At 69.3% G+C, this 15,169-nt stretch carries 10 protein-coding genes; 4 read left to right on the forward strand and 6 right to left on the reverse strand.

All coding sequences use genetic code 11. The annotated features are described in order from the left end of the window. Nucleotides 1-3: 3 nt before the first annotated feature. The 4 genes from fxlM (ACMXN5_RS49465) to ACMXN5_RS49480 form a co-directional block, all read right to left on the reverse strand. Complete coding sequence (gene fxlM, locus ACMXN5_RS49465; protein WP_439681586.1) at nucleotides 4-2,058, reverse strand: methyltransferase, FxLD system; 2,055 nt, start codon at nucleotides 2,056-2,058, stop codon at nucleotides 4-6. 49 nt (nucleotides 2,059-2,107) lie between these two features. After that, nucleotides 2,108-3,157: a lanthionine synthetase C family protein gene (locus ACMXN5_RS49470; RefSeq protein ID WP_439681587.1), complete on the reverse strand. Its 1,050-nt coding sequence runs from the start codon at nucleotides 3,155-3,157 to the stop codon at nucleotides 2,108-2,110. A 14-nt stretch (nucleotides 3,158-3,171) separates the two neighbouring features. Further along, nucleotides 3,172-5,127, reverse strand: coding sequence for a lantibiotic dehydratase family protein (locus tag ACMXN5_RS49475; protein WP_439681588.1), 1,956 nt, complete (start codon nucleotides 5,125-5,127; stop codon nucleotides 3,172-3,174). A 163-nt stretch (nucleotides 5,128-5,290) separates the two neighbouring features. After that, the gene (locus ACMXN5_RS49480) at nucleotides 5,291-5,473 is read right to left on the reverse strand and encodes an FxLD family lanthipeptide (protein ID WP_439681589.1); all 183 of its coding nucleotides are present in this window, start codon (nucleotides 5,471-5,473) and stop codon (nucleotides 5,291-5,293) included. Between the two features lie 217 nt (nucleotides 5,474-5,690). Here ACMXN5_RS49480 and ACMXN5_RS49485 point away from each other — a divergent pair, with 217 nt between their 5' ends. Continuing rightward, the gene (locus ACMXN5_RS49485; RefSeq protein ID WP_439681590.1) at nucleotides 5,691-7,028 is read left to right on the forward strand and encodes a helix-turn-helix domain-containing protein; all 1,338 of its coding nucleotides are present in this window, start codon (nucleotides 5,691-5,693) and stop codon (nucleotides 7,026-7,028) included. On the opposite strand, the gene ACMXN5_RS49490 is transcribed toward ACMXN5_RS49485, so the two are convergent. Next, nucleotides 7,014-7,646 (reverse strand): HAD-IA family hydrolase, encoded by a 633-nt coding sequence (locus ACMXN5_RS49490; protein WP_439681591.1) that lies wholly within the window; start codon nucleotides 7,644-7,646, stop codon nucleotides 7,014-7,016. The two genes, ACMXN5_RS49485 and ACMXN5_RS49490, sit on opposite strands and share 15 nt — an antisense overlap. 218 nt (nucleotides 7,647-7,864) lie before the next feature. Between ACMXN5_RS49490 and fxlM (ACMXN5_RS49495) the strand changes: the two genes are divergently transcribed. Both fxlM (ACMXN5_RS49495) and ACMXN5_RS49500 read left to right on the forward strand, forming a co-directional pair. After that, on the forward strand, nucleotides 7,865-9,118 hold the full coding sequence (gene fxlM, locus ACMXN5_RS49495; protein ID WP_439681592.1) for a methyltransferase, FxLD system: 1,254 nt from the start codon (nucleotides 7,865-7,867) through the stop codon (nucleotides 9,116-9,118). Further along, nucleotides 9,115-10,215, forward strand: a complete 1,101-nt coding sequence (locus tag ACMXN5_RS49500; protein WP_439681593.1) for a hypothetical protein — start codon at nucleotides 9,115-9,117, stop codon at nucleotides 10,213-10,215. The genes fxlM (ACMXN5_RS49495) and ACMXN5_RS49500 overlap by 4 nt, the downstream gene beginning before the upstream one ends. A gap of 122 nt (nucleotides 10,216-10,337) precedes the next feature. Here the strand turns inward: ACMXN5_RS49500 and ACMXN5_RS49505 are convergent, their stop codons facing one another. Next, nucleotides 10,338-11,183 carry a 5'-3' exonuclease gene (locus ACMXN5_RS49505; RefSeq protein WP_439681594.1) on the reverse strand — a complete coding sequence of 282 codons (846 nt, stop codon included), beginning with the start codon at nucleotides 11,181-11,183 and terminating at the stop codon, nucleotides 10,338-10,340. Nucleotides 11,184-11,890: 707 nt separating this feature from the next. Here ACMXN5_RS49505 and ACMXN5_RS49510 point away from each other — a divergent pair. Then, the gene (locus ACMXN5_RS49510) at nucleotides 11,891-12,445 is read left to right on the forward strand and encodes a hypothetical protein (RefSeq protein ID WP_439681595.1); all 555 of its coding nucleotides are present in this window, start codon (nucleotides 11,891-11,893) and stop codon (nucleotides 12,443-12,445) included. Nucleotides 12,446-15,169 lie beyond the last annotated feature (2,724 nt).

A 15,169-nucleotide genomic window follows, 5' to 3' on the forward strand; every position in this document is an offset into this window, starting at 1 on the left:
GGCTCAGCTCCTGCGTGGCCAGTCGACGACGAGGCGGCTGTGGCTCTTGTCGATGACGAAGCGCGGTTCGGCGGCCGTCAGTTGGGCGCGGACGTCGCCGACGGCCATGCGGAAGCCGGGTGCTGGCGCGTTGTTGCCCCAGCCGCGGTCCCACTCACCGATCTCGCCTGCTACCCGGTCGGCGAGCGCGGCGGCGCGCGACCCGTGGCCGATGACGCCGATCTCCCAGAACCTGCCCTGCTCGTCCTCGCCTTCGCGCACGGTCAGGTAGGCCAGGGTGTCGCCGTCGAGCGCGGCCATGGAGCCCCAACCGAAGTGCGGGGTGAAGCCGGGGCGAGATCCGGGCATGCGGGACAGGCCGTTGGGCAGCACCGACGCCAGGTACAGGTACAGCCACTCCCACGGGTCGCCCTGACGGAACTTCACGCCGGAGTAGACCTTGGCCTGCGGCCGGTCCAGGACGGTGCGGATCGCTTCTCGGTCCACGTCCTGTTCGCTGAAGGTCTCCAGGCGCACAGTCCCCTCACCTGACATGGGCACGAGGGTGTAGACGTCGTCGCAGACGCCCTTGCGCAGCGGCACGAACGTCGCCATCTCGCACGAGACGGTCGTCCACGTCCGACCGTCGCGTTCGAAGGCGAAGCTGCGGGAGATGCTGCCGCGGATGCGCATCGGCAGGACCAGGCGTCCTTGGGGGGCGAGCTGGTCGAGGATCCGCACAGGAACGTCGCCCGCGCCGACGGTGAACTGGATGCGGTCGAAGGGGGCGTGTTCGGGCAAGCCGGCGGCGCCGTCGGCCAGGACGACACTCACGTTCGAAGCCCCGGCCTGCGCCAGGTTCTTGCGGGCGCAGTCGACGAGGTCCTGGTCGACGTCCACGGTCCACACGTGGCCGCCAGGGGCCACGAGCTGCCCGAGCAGGCGGGCGTTGTAGCCGGTGGCGGCCCCGGCTTCCAGGATCTTGTGGCCGGGCTCGGCACCCAGCTGCTCCAGCTGGGTGGCGACGATCGAGGGCGCGGAGATGCAGGAGATCATCTCGCCGCTGTCGTCGTGCTTGATGGACACGGCGTCGTCGACGTAGGCGGCCTGAAGGTCGACGCCGGGGAGGAACCGGTGGCGCTCGGTGTCCCGGAAGGCGGCGATGACTTCGGGGGTACGCAGGTGACCGCCGTCGACGAGGCGGGTCACGAGCGCTTCGCGCAGTTCGTCGGGGTCGGTGGCGGGGGTCAGGGTGGTCTCCATGCGAGTGAGGGTAGGGGCCGGGTGGGTGGGCCGGAGGGCGGACACGTCGGCCGCCTCCTTTTCGGCGAAGGCGACTTCGCGGCCCAGCCATGCGGTGGCGGCCTGCTCGTCGACAGGTACGCCGGCGCGGTTGAAGGCGAAGACGGCGTGGTGGGCGAGTACCGCGCGCAGGCCCCGCGTCAATCGCCCGTCGGCTGCCAGCCGCCTCAACTGGTGTCCGGCCTCCTCGAATGCGGCGACGCGCTCGCCCCAGTCGGGCTCGGCGTCCGGTCGCCGGGCGGCATCGGCGTTCGTCAGACGCCGCATGGCCGCGAGCGCTCGCTCGCGCGATGGGCTTGTGGGCGGGTCGACGGGTGGCCGCAGGGAGCCGAACCTGACCCAGACGTCGCCGATCTCGAACGGGTCCAGGCCGGTCGCCCGGTTCATGGCCGAGATCAGCAGGACACAGCGTTCCCGGGCCCCTGGGTTGCCGGTGGCGGCCAGGGCGGCACGGCTGTCCGCGCAGAAGACGTCGTGGGCGATGTCCATGCCTTCCGGGCCGCCGAACGCCTCGGTCTCCGGCTCGTAGACCCCGCCGACCCAGCCGCCTACCAGTCGGTCGGCGACGAGGCCGTCCAGGAGGTCGGCCGCGGAGCGCTCGGTGCGCAGCCGCAGCCCGGCGTCCTTGCGCAGGAAGTGGAACCGCTGATCGTGCAGCGCGCACGACAGCGCCCGGGCGGCCTCCGGGCTCACCCCGGCACTGCCCGGGAACGACACGCTGGCATGCCACCAGTCCCTCTCGGCGGTGATCGGAAGGTCCTCGTCGTCGGCGTTCATGGTTATGGGCGCTCCTTGTCGGTGGGGTTGGGTCGGTTGACGGGCGGGGTCAGGTGATCAGCAGGGCGCGGGTCCAGCCCGTGGTGTACGTGCCGTCCAGCGCCAGTTGCGCGCCGGCCCGGCCCTCCATGAATCCGGGCTTGGACAGCCGGTCCAGGCCGGCAGCCAGGCGCTTCTTCTGGCCTTCGATGAGCGGGGTGAACCGGTCCGGAGCGGGACTGTCGTGGGCGACGGCTCGGGCGACGGTCAGCAAGCCGGCCCAGCCGTGGCACAGCGAGGCATCGGTGATCCGGCCCAGACGGGCCGGGTCGGCCAGGACCCGTAGGACGGTGTCCTCTGCCGCGAGTCGGCGGACCGGGTCGTTCAGGGCGATCGCGGCCAGTTGCCGGGCGCGGGCGATGCCGAGCTCTCCGTAGCACCAGGACGGGCGCGCGGGCTCGGGCGGTTCACGGGCGGACAGCTGGTCGCGGATGGTCCAGTAGCGGCAGCCGTACCTGTCCAGCCAGCGCGCGAACACCTCGATGGCGTCGCACTGTCCCGGCACCTGGACGCCGTGCCGGACGGCGAGGGACAGCACCGCCAAGGGGCCGGAAATGCCGTGCGCGACACCATTGTTACTGTGTCCGCCCTCCATCTCCTCGTCGGCGGGCCCGGTATTCGACCACCATCCCGGCAGCTCCGGGCCGTCGATGCGGATCGGCCGTGACAGGGAGACCAGGTAGGCCAGCACCTCCTCCAGCAGCGGCGGGGCACTGTCGCGGGTGAGCAGGAGCGCGCCGAGCCCGGTCAAGCCCCGGATGAGGTCGAACTCCGCGAGATGCGGCGGCGCTCCGGAAGCCTGCCGCCGGCGTGCTGCGGCCAGTCGGGTGGCCACGATGCGGTCGACGGCGCCTCGTACGTCACGGTCGGCGCGCCGGGCACGGCCGAGCACGAACTCCAGCGCCGGGGCGCCGTGGAACAATGACGCGTTGCCTCCGGCGCTGACGCCGCCTGCGACCGCCCGCGTCAGGCTGTTTCGCGCGGACGCGAGGTCACCGCGCTCGATGTGCAGCAGCGCCACCCCGACCGCGCCCTCGGACAGGTCCTGCGTCCTGGGCAAGGTCGCCGTCGCCTTCATGGGCGGGCTCGCAACGGGACGACGATGCTGTGGGCACGCCCGGCGATCCAGCCGTCGGCATCCGGCGGCGGCGCGTCGTGCAGGACCGCCACGCCGGTCGGGGCGGCGGCCAGATGGGTACGCAGCAGGTCCAGGTGCATGTCCTGGTGCAGGTCGAGCGGCAGTTGCTGGTCGTCCTGGGCCAGGAGCACGCGGTGGGGCACGCCGAACCGGCCCATCCAGGCGTGCAGTTTTCCGGCCCATTCGTCCGGTGTCGCGGTGGGGCCGGGCAGTGTCCGGGCCGGCAACTTCCATCGGGCGGCCACCAGGATCGAACGCCGGTAGTGCAGTGCGGGGGTGAAGGGGAGGGTCCAGGCCGCACCCCAGTCGAACCAGGTGACCTGCGGGGCTCCGGCGCGGCTGATCTCGGCGAGGAACCGGGCCAGGGGTGGGGTGTAGTTGTTCCACAGGAAGTTGATCGCGGTCGGCGCGAGCAACTCCAGGTGCGTCCCGGTGGCGGCCTCGGCCAGATAGAGGCGGCCGTCGCGGACACCGACGGCCAGATCGGACGGGAACAACGCCTTTTCCCCTTGGTGGCGAAACTCTCCGACGCTGACCAGTCGGGGCAGCACCTGCGGGGAGCGTGTGAGCAGGTCGGCCGGGACGCGGCTGGCGTGGAAGGACAACTGGGCCAGCTCGGCGTCGGGTTCGACCGTGGGCAGGCCAGCATACGTCGAGCCGGTGTGCGGGAACAGGTGCCAGAACCGGCCCGTCATCGACCCGGCCGCGCGGGAGACGGTGGCCACCCGAAGACGGAAGTTCCCGCGGTCCAGAGCCCTCGTCGAGCCGGCCTGGACCTGCGCACACAGTTCGAGGTGGGGCGGGGTGATCGTGGGTTTGCCCGCTGCGGCCTCCAACTGCTCGATCATCGCGCCGGACAGGACCACCGATCTGCTGCCCTCGACGGCCGCGGTGCCGGCCAGTTCCAGAAGCAGGCGGTCCCGGTGGGTCATCGGGCGGGGTGGCTCGGCCACCCGGCCGAATCCCTTGGGAAAGCCCAATCCCCTCGCGGCATCCGTCACCAGCTCCAGCGCCACCTCGACGCCCTCACCGTAACGGTCGGCGAACTGCTCGGCGTAGCGGCGCCATGCCAAGCTCCCCGTCGGAAACCTGGCGAGCCGGGTCAGGACCGTCGCGGCAGTCTCTGCCTCCGTCACCACCGCCTTCGGCAGCCGCACCGTGGCGTCCAGCCGCAGATCCGGCGCCGCCGCACTGCAGCGGGTGTCCTCGCGCAGGTCGGGCGGCAGGGGGTCAGTTGGATCGACGACGGTGGCGGGCGCGCGCAGCGACGACCGCAGCAGCCGAACCCGCAGGAGCTGCGCGAGCAGCCGGGCCCGATGGCGTTCGTCCGTGTCCGGGAACTCGGCGGCGAGCTTGTCCGCCAGAGCCGAGTACCGGATCGGTGACCGGGCCGCGTCGAGCACCAGCGCGACCGCGGGCGTCAGCGCGAGCGAGAACTCCGAGGCGCCCTCGGATGGGACGTAGACGCGGTCGCTCCGCCGACGGGCCAGGTTGTTGACGCAGACGTCGACGTCGGCCATCTTCACGGCGTCCGCCTCCCGGGCGTTGATTGCCGCGTCCAGCGCCACCGGGTCCGGCCGGGCAACAGCCTGGTGTCGATCCCCGACACATACCTCGGCCATGTTGCCGAACTCGACCGGCGCGACACCCGCGAACAGGCCGAACGGGGTGGAGCGGTGCGTGTACCTGATCGCGTACCGGGCGGTGGCCAGGGCCGCCCGGCGTGCCCGGCGTACCTTCGTCGACTGTCCGTCGAGGATCGCCCGGACCCGGCGGTCCAGATCCGGGCTGGCGCCGGACACCGCCTGCCGGAAAGTGTCGTCGGCCCACACCGTGCCCAGCCACGAACGCCAGTGTTCGAGCGGAGCTCCGGGCCCCGGCCAGGGCGGCATGTCCGGCCCTGTGAGGTTTACCGCAGCGCGCAGCATCCCTTCGCCGGCACCCCGGTACAGGCTGTGTCGTAAGCGCGTCATCACCCACACTCCGTTCGCGGAGAAGCGGGGCGCGGGCCGGACGGAGCCGCCCGTCCGACCCACACCACCGGGTCGACCTGGGCTACGAGGTGGTGCAGGCGCTCGGGCAGGAACTCCCGCAATTGTCACCGGTGCTGCACATCAGCACGGTCTCGGTCGCCGGCGTGTTCTCGATGATGGTGATGTCGAGCCGGAACGGGTCGTCCGCGTCGTCGACGTCGTCCTGGTGCGGCTCGACGCTCGGCGCGATGGTCTGCGTGCTCATCTGTCTGCTCCTGATCCTTGCCGGAGGAACCCTGACGTGGACGCGTGGCCCGCGACTTGGAGCCGCCGCGGGGCCTGGCATCGCCGGGCGTGGACCTCCACGGCGTCCGGCGACGGACTCGGGACCCGGCCGCGAACGCGCGGTCGGCGGATGGGCGAAACCCCTCGCTTTATGTCCCGAGTCGAGCACACACCGCCATCGGACTCGGGACAATGGCGTGGTCCGATCCAGCACCGATCCCAAGCAGGGGAGGCTGTTCCCGATGTCCGATCAGCTCCGCGACGATATGCGGGAGGCGCGCAAGGCATCGGGCATGGTTTGGGCGAGGCTCGCGCGTGAGGCGGGGTTCGGCGAGGCGTACCTGCGCAACGTGGAGAACGGGAACCGGTCCGTGACCGTCGCCGTCGCCGCCGCCTACGACAGGGTGCTGCACACCGGCGGCACCTTTGCGGCGGCGCTGCACGAAACCGGTTCGACGATCGGCAAGGACGTGCCGTGGGACCAGCCCGGGAGCCTGACGGTTCTCGCCGAACTGTTGAATGGAAGCAGCGTGGATCGTAGAGGTTTCCTCTCGGCGGGGGCGGCGCTCTCCGTCTCGGCGAGCAACTGGTCCAAAGCCCTGGAATCGATCCGGACACCCGGGACGCCTGCTCCCCTCTCCGACGGCCCGGCTCTGTTGGCCCATGTGGACGGCCGACTTGATCACCTCAGGCATCTCGATGACGAACTCGGCAGCGGCGAGGTGTATCGACTGGCCTGCGGCGAGCTGTCCCTGATCGTTAGGCTGATCAAGTCGGGTCGCTACGACGGTCCGACCGTGGCCCACTTGCATTCGACGGCGTCCGAAGCGGCTCGGCAGGTGGCGTGGAGCGCGTTCGACCAGGGCAGGCCCGGCATCGCCCAGCGCTTCTTCGACGGCTCCCTCCGAGCCTCCGCCGAGGCCCGGGATCCGATCAGCGGCGCGTACGCCCTGTCGTTCGCCGCGATCCAGTGCTACTCCACTCCCGGGCAGGCGGGCAGGGCGATATCGCTCCTGGAGACGGCGCAAGAACAGGTGCGGCGGAAGGCGACTCCGCGCATGCACGCCATGCTGGCTGCCCGCACCGCTCGCGCGCTGTCGAAGACCGGAGCGATGAAGGAGTGCGCTCACCAACTCGACGTCTCTCGCGCGGCGCTGGACAAGGGAAGACACGACGACGACCCCAAGACCCTCTACTGGGTGGACTACGGCGAGATCGAAATGATCGCCGGCTCGGCCGCCTTGCAACTCGGCGACCCGGCCGAGGCGGTACGCCGCTTTGAGGCCGCCATGAGAGCGTCGTACCCCGGCGACGACGAATACCCGCGAACCCACGCGATCTACCTCGCCCGCGCCGGCGAAGCGCATCTCGCCATGCACGACCTGGATGCTGCGGTCGCCAACGCACGCCACGCGGCCCGATGCCTCGGCTCGGTGGATTCCGCACGCTCGGCCTCCGAGTTGAAGGGGCTTCGCGAGAAGTTGGCGACGCATACCTCACACGCAGGCGTACGCGAGTTCCTACAGGTCGGGTAGACCGAGCACTCCACGCAGACGGGCGGCCACGACCTTCTCGTCCAGCGCCAGGAGCGGTGTGATGCCGAGCCTGTAGGCGGCAGCGAGATTCTCCTCGCTGTCATCGACGAACAGGCACCGTTCGGCTGACACACCGAGCCTGCCGAGCACCAGGCGAAAGATCGCGGGATCGGGCTTGCGCACTCCGTGCTCGGCAGAGAAAACAACTTCGTCGAATGTGTTGTGCAGGTCGAACCCCGCGTAGGGATCGTACGGTTCCCGCCCGAGACTGTTCGACAACACCGCGGTTTTGATCCCGGCGGCCCGAGCCTGCCGCGCCACGTTGAGCACCTGGTGGGCCGGGAAGGCATCGTGGAGATAGCGCTCCATCAGGTTCTCGGGTGCGACGCCCATCAGGGTGGCGAACCCGCCGTTCCAGTCGGTCTGGGTAATCGCACCGAGTTCGAGCTGGCGGAACAGTTCCTGCCCTCGCGGATCGGCCCAGGCACGAAGGAAAGTTCCCCGCGCGAGTTTCTCCCGGTCCTCGAAGTACGAGATCACCTCGACCATATTGAAGGTCAGGACGCCGAAGAAGTCGAAGATCAAGCCGCCGTACTTGGGCTCCGTAGATGTCGCCATCCCCAAAGCCTACGATCTGCAGGGGAGTTGCAGCACCGCCCCTACGCACGTGGCCCTCGGTCCGCGACAGCGCCCGGGCCGGACACTGCACGCCGGCGGCCACGTGATCCTGATGGCGTTGGACCCCGGATCCGGCCGCCGATGCGGAACCATCCACCGCGTTCCCGCGCACCGACCGCGCCCCAGGGGAGAGCCCCGACCCCGCTAGGGTCCGTGAAATGATGAACACGCTCGGTGACACACCGGTTGTCTCCGCCTCCGCGACCACCCTGCGCCACCGCCTCGCCGACCGCCTGCGCGACCAGGGCACCGCCCACACCACCGCCGTCCACGACGCCCTGCGCACCGTGCCCCGACACCTGTTCGTGCCCGGCGTCCCCCTGGAGGACGCGTACACCGACGAAGCCGTCTACACCAAAGAGAAGGACGGCGTCTCGCTGAGCGCGGCCTCGCAACCGACGATCGTCGCCACCATGCTCGAACAACTCGCCGTCGAACCCGGCCACCACGTCCTCGAAGTGGGGGCCGGAACCGGCTACAACGCGGCGCTCCTGGCCGCGATCGCCGGCCCCGACGGACACGTCACCACAATCGACGTGGACGAGGACCTCGTCGACGGCGCCCGGACCCACCTCGACGCCGCCGGGGTCACCGGCGTCGACGTCATCCTGGGCGACGGCGCCCTCGGACACCCCAAATCCGCACCGTACGACCGCGTGGAGGCAACCGTCGGCGCCTACGAAGTCCCCACGGCCTGGCTGGACCAACTCGCCCCCGACGGGCGCCTGCTCGTCCCCCTGCGCCTGGCTGGCGCCGCCTCCCGCACCATCGTCTTCGAACGCGCCTCCGGCGCCTGGGTCGACCACGGCAGCGAAATGGCGACCTTCATGCCGCTGCGCGGCGGCATCGGCGACGACTCCCGCACCGTCGTCGACCTCACCGGCACCGGCGAGGTCACCCTCCAAACCCACCGGGACAACCAACCCCACACCGACCCCACCACCCTGATCGGCATCCTCGAGAGCCCCCGCCACAGCAATTGGACCGGCGTGACCTTCGGCTCCGGGGAATCGTTCGAATGGCTGGACCTGTGGCTGGCCTGCGCCCTGCCCAACCCGATCATGCGCATGAACGTCAAGGCCACAGCCCGCAAACGCGGCCTGGTCTTCCCCATGTTCCCCGTCGCCGCCATGGCCACCACCCGCGACGGCACTCTCGCCTACCTCACCATCCGCACCGCCGACCCCGTCGAGGACGCCCCCCGCTACGAAGTCGGCGTCATCGCCCACGGCCCCGACGCCGACGACCTCGCCGCCACCTTCGCCGCACACATCCGCACCTGGGACCACGACGGATTCCGCACCCGCACCGTCCGCTTCGCCCTCGAGGACCACCCCGCACCCGCGAACCCCGCCCACGGACGCTTCGTCCTCGCCCGCCCCGACCACCCCGTCACCGTCACCTGGCAATGACCATGGACGCCACCGGGCCCACCGCGCGCCGCTTCCCCCTCGTCCCCAGACCACGCCCCGCCTGCCGGCCCCTGCCCCAGCGTGTCGCGGAACTGACCGAGACCGCCCGGGAAGCGGCCCGCACCGGCGACCGCGAGGAGGCATCCGCCGTCCACAACCTCGCCGCCCTCCTCGCCTCCGACTGCGGCCTGCCCGACCTCGCCCGGCAGTGGTGCCACCGCCACGCACACCTGTACCTGCGCGCCCGACCCCTGAGCGCGCAGGCCGTCCGCCAGGCACTCGAACCGCTGATCAACCTCGCCCGACTGCGAATCCGCGCTGGCGACGGCCTCGGCGCCTGCGCGTTCGTCGACACCCTCCACACCGCGGTGGTCACCCGCAGCGACACCACCGTCGACGGCATCCACATCCCCGCGACGCACATGGCCACCACCCGCGACGAACACCGCGAGATACGACGCTGGCTGTGGGTCGTTCTCCTCGCCACCACCGCCCGCGCCCTCGCCGCCGCCGGACGCTGGGAACAAGCCCACACCCGCCTGCGACTGCACAAAGGCGTGGGCCGGCGCATGCTCGACGGCCGCCAGGTCGCCGTCCTCGCCCACGCCACCACCGGCGACACACCCGGAGCCCTCGAACTCTGCGCCACCACCGTGCCCGGAGACCCGTGGGAACAGGTCGTCACCCTGTATCAGGCCCTCGACCCGCACGCGGCAGGCCTGACCGTCTTCCACTGCCGCCTCGGTCTGAGCGTCATCGACGCACTCACCGCGCACGGCCATCCCCAGGCCCGTGCCCTCAGCCTCGAACTGATCCACCGCACCACCACGAACCCCGACGGATACGCCGTCCGCGACCTCCTCGCACACCCCACCTGCGGCGCGCTCCTGACCACAGCCCAGACACGGCAACTCACCGCACTGGCCCACTCCCACGGACTCGGCACCGGCACCCTCCCCACCGTCCTGCACACTGAAATCGACACCGCCCTGGCGATTACGGAGGCAGTGATCACGAACTCCGTCGACCACGATGCGCCCGCACCTGTCCGCCGCAGCCTCGAAGCGACGATGAACGCGACGGCACGACCCACCTGAGCCGACGGTGCCCCGCACGGTGCGTCGGCCGGCCCATGTCGGGACGCTCCGAGTTCCGCCACCCGGTTTCGGTCGGATGATCGTGCCGATCAGGCCCGGAGCGCCGCCGTGCACGGACCCGCTCACCAGAGCTCGAGAGTCTCCAGGATGTCCGCCGGTCGCGGCAGCGGTACTGAGGAGCGCCCGATGGGCAGGAACGGCAGCGCGACGTCGGTTCGCATGCGTACCAGGCCGCGGACGATCAACGCCCGGTCGAGGCCGGCCGAGACGAGCTCGCCGACGCGGCCGGTGAGGCGGCCGGACTCTGTGAGGTCTTCCAAGCTGAGGCCACCGGCCAGGAGCCGGCGGGCGGTCACCGGTCCGATCCCGCGAATGCCCGGCAGGTTGTCCGACTTATCGCCGAGGAGGGCGACCAGATCGGCCCAGCGATGCGGCGAGACGCCGTACCGTGCGGTGATTTCGGGGGGGCCGATCAACCTCGATCCAGACTTTATGGCGGTATTGAGGATTCTCACCGACGCCGCGGCGAGCTGGTAGAAGTCGCGGTCGCCAGACATGATCCGCACCGAACGGCCGTCGGTGGTGCGCGTGACTGCGGTCGCGATCACGTCGTCACCCTCGGCGTCGTCGATCTCGATCCACCGCACATTCAGTTCATCCAAGCCCCGCTGGATGTCCGGGAGGGATGCGATCGGAGCGAGCGCGGATGCGTCGGTCGGGCGCTGGGCCTTGTAGCCCTGGTCGATCTCGCGGCGGCCAGCCACACCGCGTTCCCCGTCGAAAACCACCACGATCTCCGGCGACTGCACGAACTCGTCACGGACGGCAACCCGCAGCAAGGCGAAGAACCCGAAGACGCCGGTGAGGTCCCGCCGCTTGTCGCGACTGGTAATCCGGGCCGGAAATCCGAAGAATGATCGAAATAGCAGATGATGGCCGTCGACCAAGAGCAGAGGGACTTCGGACACTGGGACCTCCACCAGACCAAGCCCATGACCGCTGGGCGGGCGGGTGGGTCGATAGTCCCGGCGTAGCGGGTGGTACGCGACCCCCAACAGACCAACAGCCTATCGAAGACCGTAACCGTCGACGCGCGTTTCACACCGGGACGCGCCGCTCGGGCCCGCAACCCGCAGGGCCCGGGATGGCCTCGAGCAACCGCCCAGATGTCCCGATCGGGACGTAGGCGGCGCGTGCGAACGGCCCGATCCGGGGGGATTCGGGCCGCTCGGTGGGCCACGCGGACGGGTGGGGGGGTGTCCGACGCGGCTCTGGTACGGAACGCTATCGCGCACCGCCAGCATCGGGCTTGAGGTCTTCTTGCGCCGCCGCCGGGCGTGGCGCGGAAGGCGGTGGCGGAGCGGATGCCCAGGGGTCGCCGGGTTGCGGCGCTGGCGTGGCGCCACCAGGTGCCGATCGCGTCGGCTTGGTCCCGGGAGGCGGGAACGTCGCGAACAACCACCGCCCCCAGAAGGATTGCCCCACAACCCCGACCCCGCGAAGTGAAACGAATACGACGCCCCTTCGGCTCCGGAATCGCACCAGCCCACCTAGGGCAGTCGGGCCGCCAATCAACCCCGGCCCCCGCAAGCCGACGCACAGAACCCCCCTGATGTGGCGCCACACCCAGGATGGCCACCTCCACTCCCCCGCCCGCGCCGCCTACGCTGACCCGATGCCCGACTCCCGGATCGTTCCCGCCATGTACCGGACCGCCGAAACCGACCACCCAGCCATCGACCGGTGGTGCTCCACTGTCCTGTCCGGCCAAAGCGCCCGCCTCCTGCTCCTGGGGCCGCACTGGTCCGGAAAATCCCACACCGCCTACGCGGCGCTGCGCCGCCTCCTCGCGGCGGGATACGCCAGCGAGAACATCACCGTGCATCAAGCCCTCGATCTGGGACGCACCTACGAACCGACCCTGATCGACAACACCACCGCAGTCACCCTGCTCGACGACACCACCCTCAGCGTTGACCTCGTCCGCGAAGCCAAGGGACCACTTGCTCCGGACCCCGTCGACGTCCAGGCCATGATGGCCTTGGAGGCGGGGGCGCTCGCCGATGCGGTCGCACGGCTGACCGTGCTCCCCCACCGTTCCTGGATGGTGATCGCCTCCACCCTCCAGCGACTCGCGGAGACGGTGGGGCAAGAAACCACCGATCGAATCATCGCCGTCGCCGAACAAGCCGAACTCCTCCAGCGTCCCCTCCCGACAGCGAACTGGTGACCTTCGACCAGCAACCCACGTCCGCCGTAGGCCGGTTCGGAACACAGCCTCAACTCTTCGCTACGCCGCGTGCACATCTGTGTCACAACATGTCGCGTCCGTATGCGGTGGACTCGGGACGCGTCTGGTCCCACCCCGGTACGGCCCGGAGCATCCCCCAGGCCCGAGCCAGTCCTCCCGGAGCGCCCCAGGAGCTTCTGCGGCTTCCAGAAGGGCCCGCTCCTCGCGACACTCCGCGCACACTCCGTCCGAACGCAGGCCCCGGACCGCCCGGTCGCAGTCGTCACACGTATCGAACGGTGCTCGGGCCACTGGCGGACGAGCCAGCGCGTTGGGCTGATCGGTCGTACGGGCTCGGTTCACAGTTCGTCGGGCAATGCCAAACCGAACGTCCGCGTCGGCTCGCTGATCCTCATCCCGCCGGGCACAGTTGCGGCAGTCGTACCGGTCGTCGAGGCCGAACGTGGGCAGCCACAGACGGCCGTCTTCGCAGTTCGGATCTTCGCAGCCACGTCGCGGCAGCCCACGTCCCCGAAACCAACCCAAGGGGCTGTGCACTGTCCCCTCCTGAGTCCGCCATCGGTTCGCCAAGCGGGCGAACACCCGGTTGGCATCACCGACTTCCGCTACCGCACGATCTACGAGTCCAGCAGCAACAAGGCGCTGCCCGATACTCATCCGGGCCGCCAGGGGTCCGACTTGCGCGAATGCTCGTGTCGCTGTGGCGGAGATGGTGATGCCGCGGTCTGCAATGGTCGTGGGTCGAGTTTGCGGGGGTTCCGCCGAAGGCGCACTCAAGGCAGAACTCCGGTGGGTGCACACGCGGTTATCCACAGGTGAGCCGCTTCTACTTACGTCACACGCCCTACGGGCGGCACCCCCCGGAGGAGCTGCGGGCTGTAGGTGAGTAGTGGTGTCTTCCATTGTCGCGAGGGGGGTCCTATCACCCATCGCACCCGAGGTCCCCTCACCCTCCGGACTCGACACCTCGATTACCTTGCCGTCGTCCGAGTTGTCCACAGCCGTGGGGAGCCCCAAGGGGACGAACACGCACCGGCCCTGCTTGCCCACCCGGTGGTCCACTCGCACCAGTCCCCAACGCTCCAGATCGGACACGATCGCGCGCGCGGCTCGCTCGCTGATCGGCGTTCCCATCCGACGACCCGACTGATGCCACAACCCGCTTGCCAACTCCCCGTATGTCAGAGGCAATCGCCGCCGTTGAGCATGGGTGATGTAGAGGTAGGCGCGCACATGCCGCGGGGGCATCGCTCCCAGCAGTCCCACCTCGATCGGGACGCCCAGCTCTCCCGCAGCCATCGGTTGGACCAGGCGAACTGCAGAAGTGCCAGTCCCACCATGCAAAGTTCGACGGCGGATCGCCAACTCGTCAGCAACCACCAACTGGCGCTGGGCGGCATACATCGCCGATGTGGGCTTTTCCACGCGGCGTCCGTCAGGAAGGAGGACCAACTTGGTGCCCAGCCCCAGGTATCGCGCGATCGTGACGAGTTGCGCGACACAACCTCGGTTTCGGCCACCTAGATGGTCGATCTTGGTCCGGAGGACCACCGCGAGGTCGTTGAACCGTCCGGGGGCAGCGAGCACCCGGACGGGAACCCACACGAGACAGTGACGTACAGACTCGGGCATCAACGGATCGACTCCGCGGAACTCGCGGCTTGCATGCTGGTGGCGCAGCAACGCGGTTACTTCAGGGCCTAGACCCTCGGGAGATGGAGGTTCATGGTCTTCGGGCAGCACAAGGCTCGCCGCAGGCGTGACAGGTATGATCTGCTCCAAGAGCGAGAGCTGAGATTTGGCAAACGCGAACCAACCGCTCGGCACTGTCAAGGGAGCAGAGCGGTGTTCCGATTCGGCACTGTGCTCTAGGCGCCGCCTCCTTCTCGTGGGGCGGGAAGCCAGACTCTGGCGGAAGGTGCGGTCGGGACCCACTCCCGGCCTTGCACCTTCCGCCGACGGTCCGTCGTTGAGCCTCGGCGAAGCCCGAAAGCGCGACCGGACTCTGCCGACCATACGGTCGAGTACCACAGGCGATTTGTCGCTGTGCAGCGGATCTCGCAGTGCCCGATCAATACCGAGGTCCGCATCGAGTCAACGTTCTGAAGGGCTCTACTTGCCAGCCCGGGCTCTTTACCGGTGGCTGGGGCTTTGGCCCGCCCCAGGTCTGCGAGCCCACCCGAGAAGCTATGGGCGAGCACGATGGGCCGGGGCACGTGTCGAGTCTGGTGACGACATTCCTCCATTGCGGACACGTACCTCCTTCAGATCTCGATTAGTTCCGCATGGCCGGACGATTAAGACCAAGGAATCAGTAGTTCCATGGTCGATCGTTCGTCAAGAATGCGCTGGTTCAGTGTTTGGGAGCCTTCAATGAACACACCCAACCTAATGCGACGTCACCCTAGCACCTCGCTGACCTGCACAGCTGCCCGATTTGACGCGCGGCGTGGCGGAGGGTCGAGCATTTTGGGCGATGGCGAAAATGAGAGCCGAAATGTTCTTTGTGAGTTCAGAATTCCAAGCCCGCAGTGAGTAGTGGATAAGCGAACGGCGGCATCGCGAGTCGAACTCGACAGCGTTTTCTCGCCTGATTTTGCTGATTCCCCAGCCGTTTTTTCGAGCGAACTCCTGGGACGATCCAGTCAGCGGACGCTACGTCGGGCTCGGTCGCTGTGAACGCGTTCCCGGGAGCCCTTCCAG

The organism is Embleya australiensis (assembly GCF_051903075.1).
In the GTDB taxonomy this organism is placed as follows: domain Bacteria; phylum Actinomycetota; class Actinomycetes; order Streptomycetales; family Streptomycetaceae; genus Embleya.

Excerpts from the sequence above, each read along its gene's own strand:
- ACMXN5_RS49490 (WP_439681591.1), bottom strand. The coding sequence starts at position 7,646 with ATGGCGACATCTACGGAGCCCAAGTACGGCGGCTTGATCTTCGACTTC.
- ACMXN5_RS49480 (WP_439681589.1), bottom strand. The coding sequence starts at position 5,473 with ATGAGCACGCAGACCATCGCGCCGAGCGTCGAGCCGCACCAGGACGAC.
- ACMXN5_RS49500 (WP_439681593.1), top strand. The coding sequence starts at position 9,115 with ATGACCATGGACGCCACCGGGCCCACCGCGCGCCGCTTCCCCCTCGTC.
- fxlM (WP_439681592.1), top strand. The coding sequence starts at position 7,865 with ATGATGAACACGCTCGGTGACACACCGGTTGTCTCCGCCTCCGCGACC.
- fxlM (WP_439681586.1), bottom strand. The coding sequence starts at position 2,058 with ATGAACGCCGACGACGAGGACCTTCCGATCACCGCCGAGAGGGACTGG.
- ACMXN5_RS49475 (WP_439681588.1), bottom strand. The coding sequence starts at position 5,127 with ATGCCGCCCTGGCCGGGGCCCGGAGCTCCGCTCGAACACTGGCGTTCG.
- ACMXN5_RS49510 (WP_439681595.1), top strand. The coding sequence starts at position 11,891 with ATGCCCGACTCCCGGATCGTTCCCGCCATGTACCGGACCGCCGAAACC.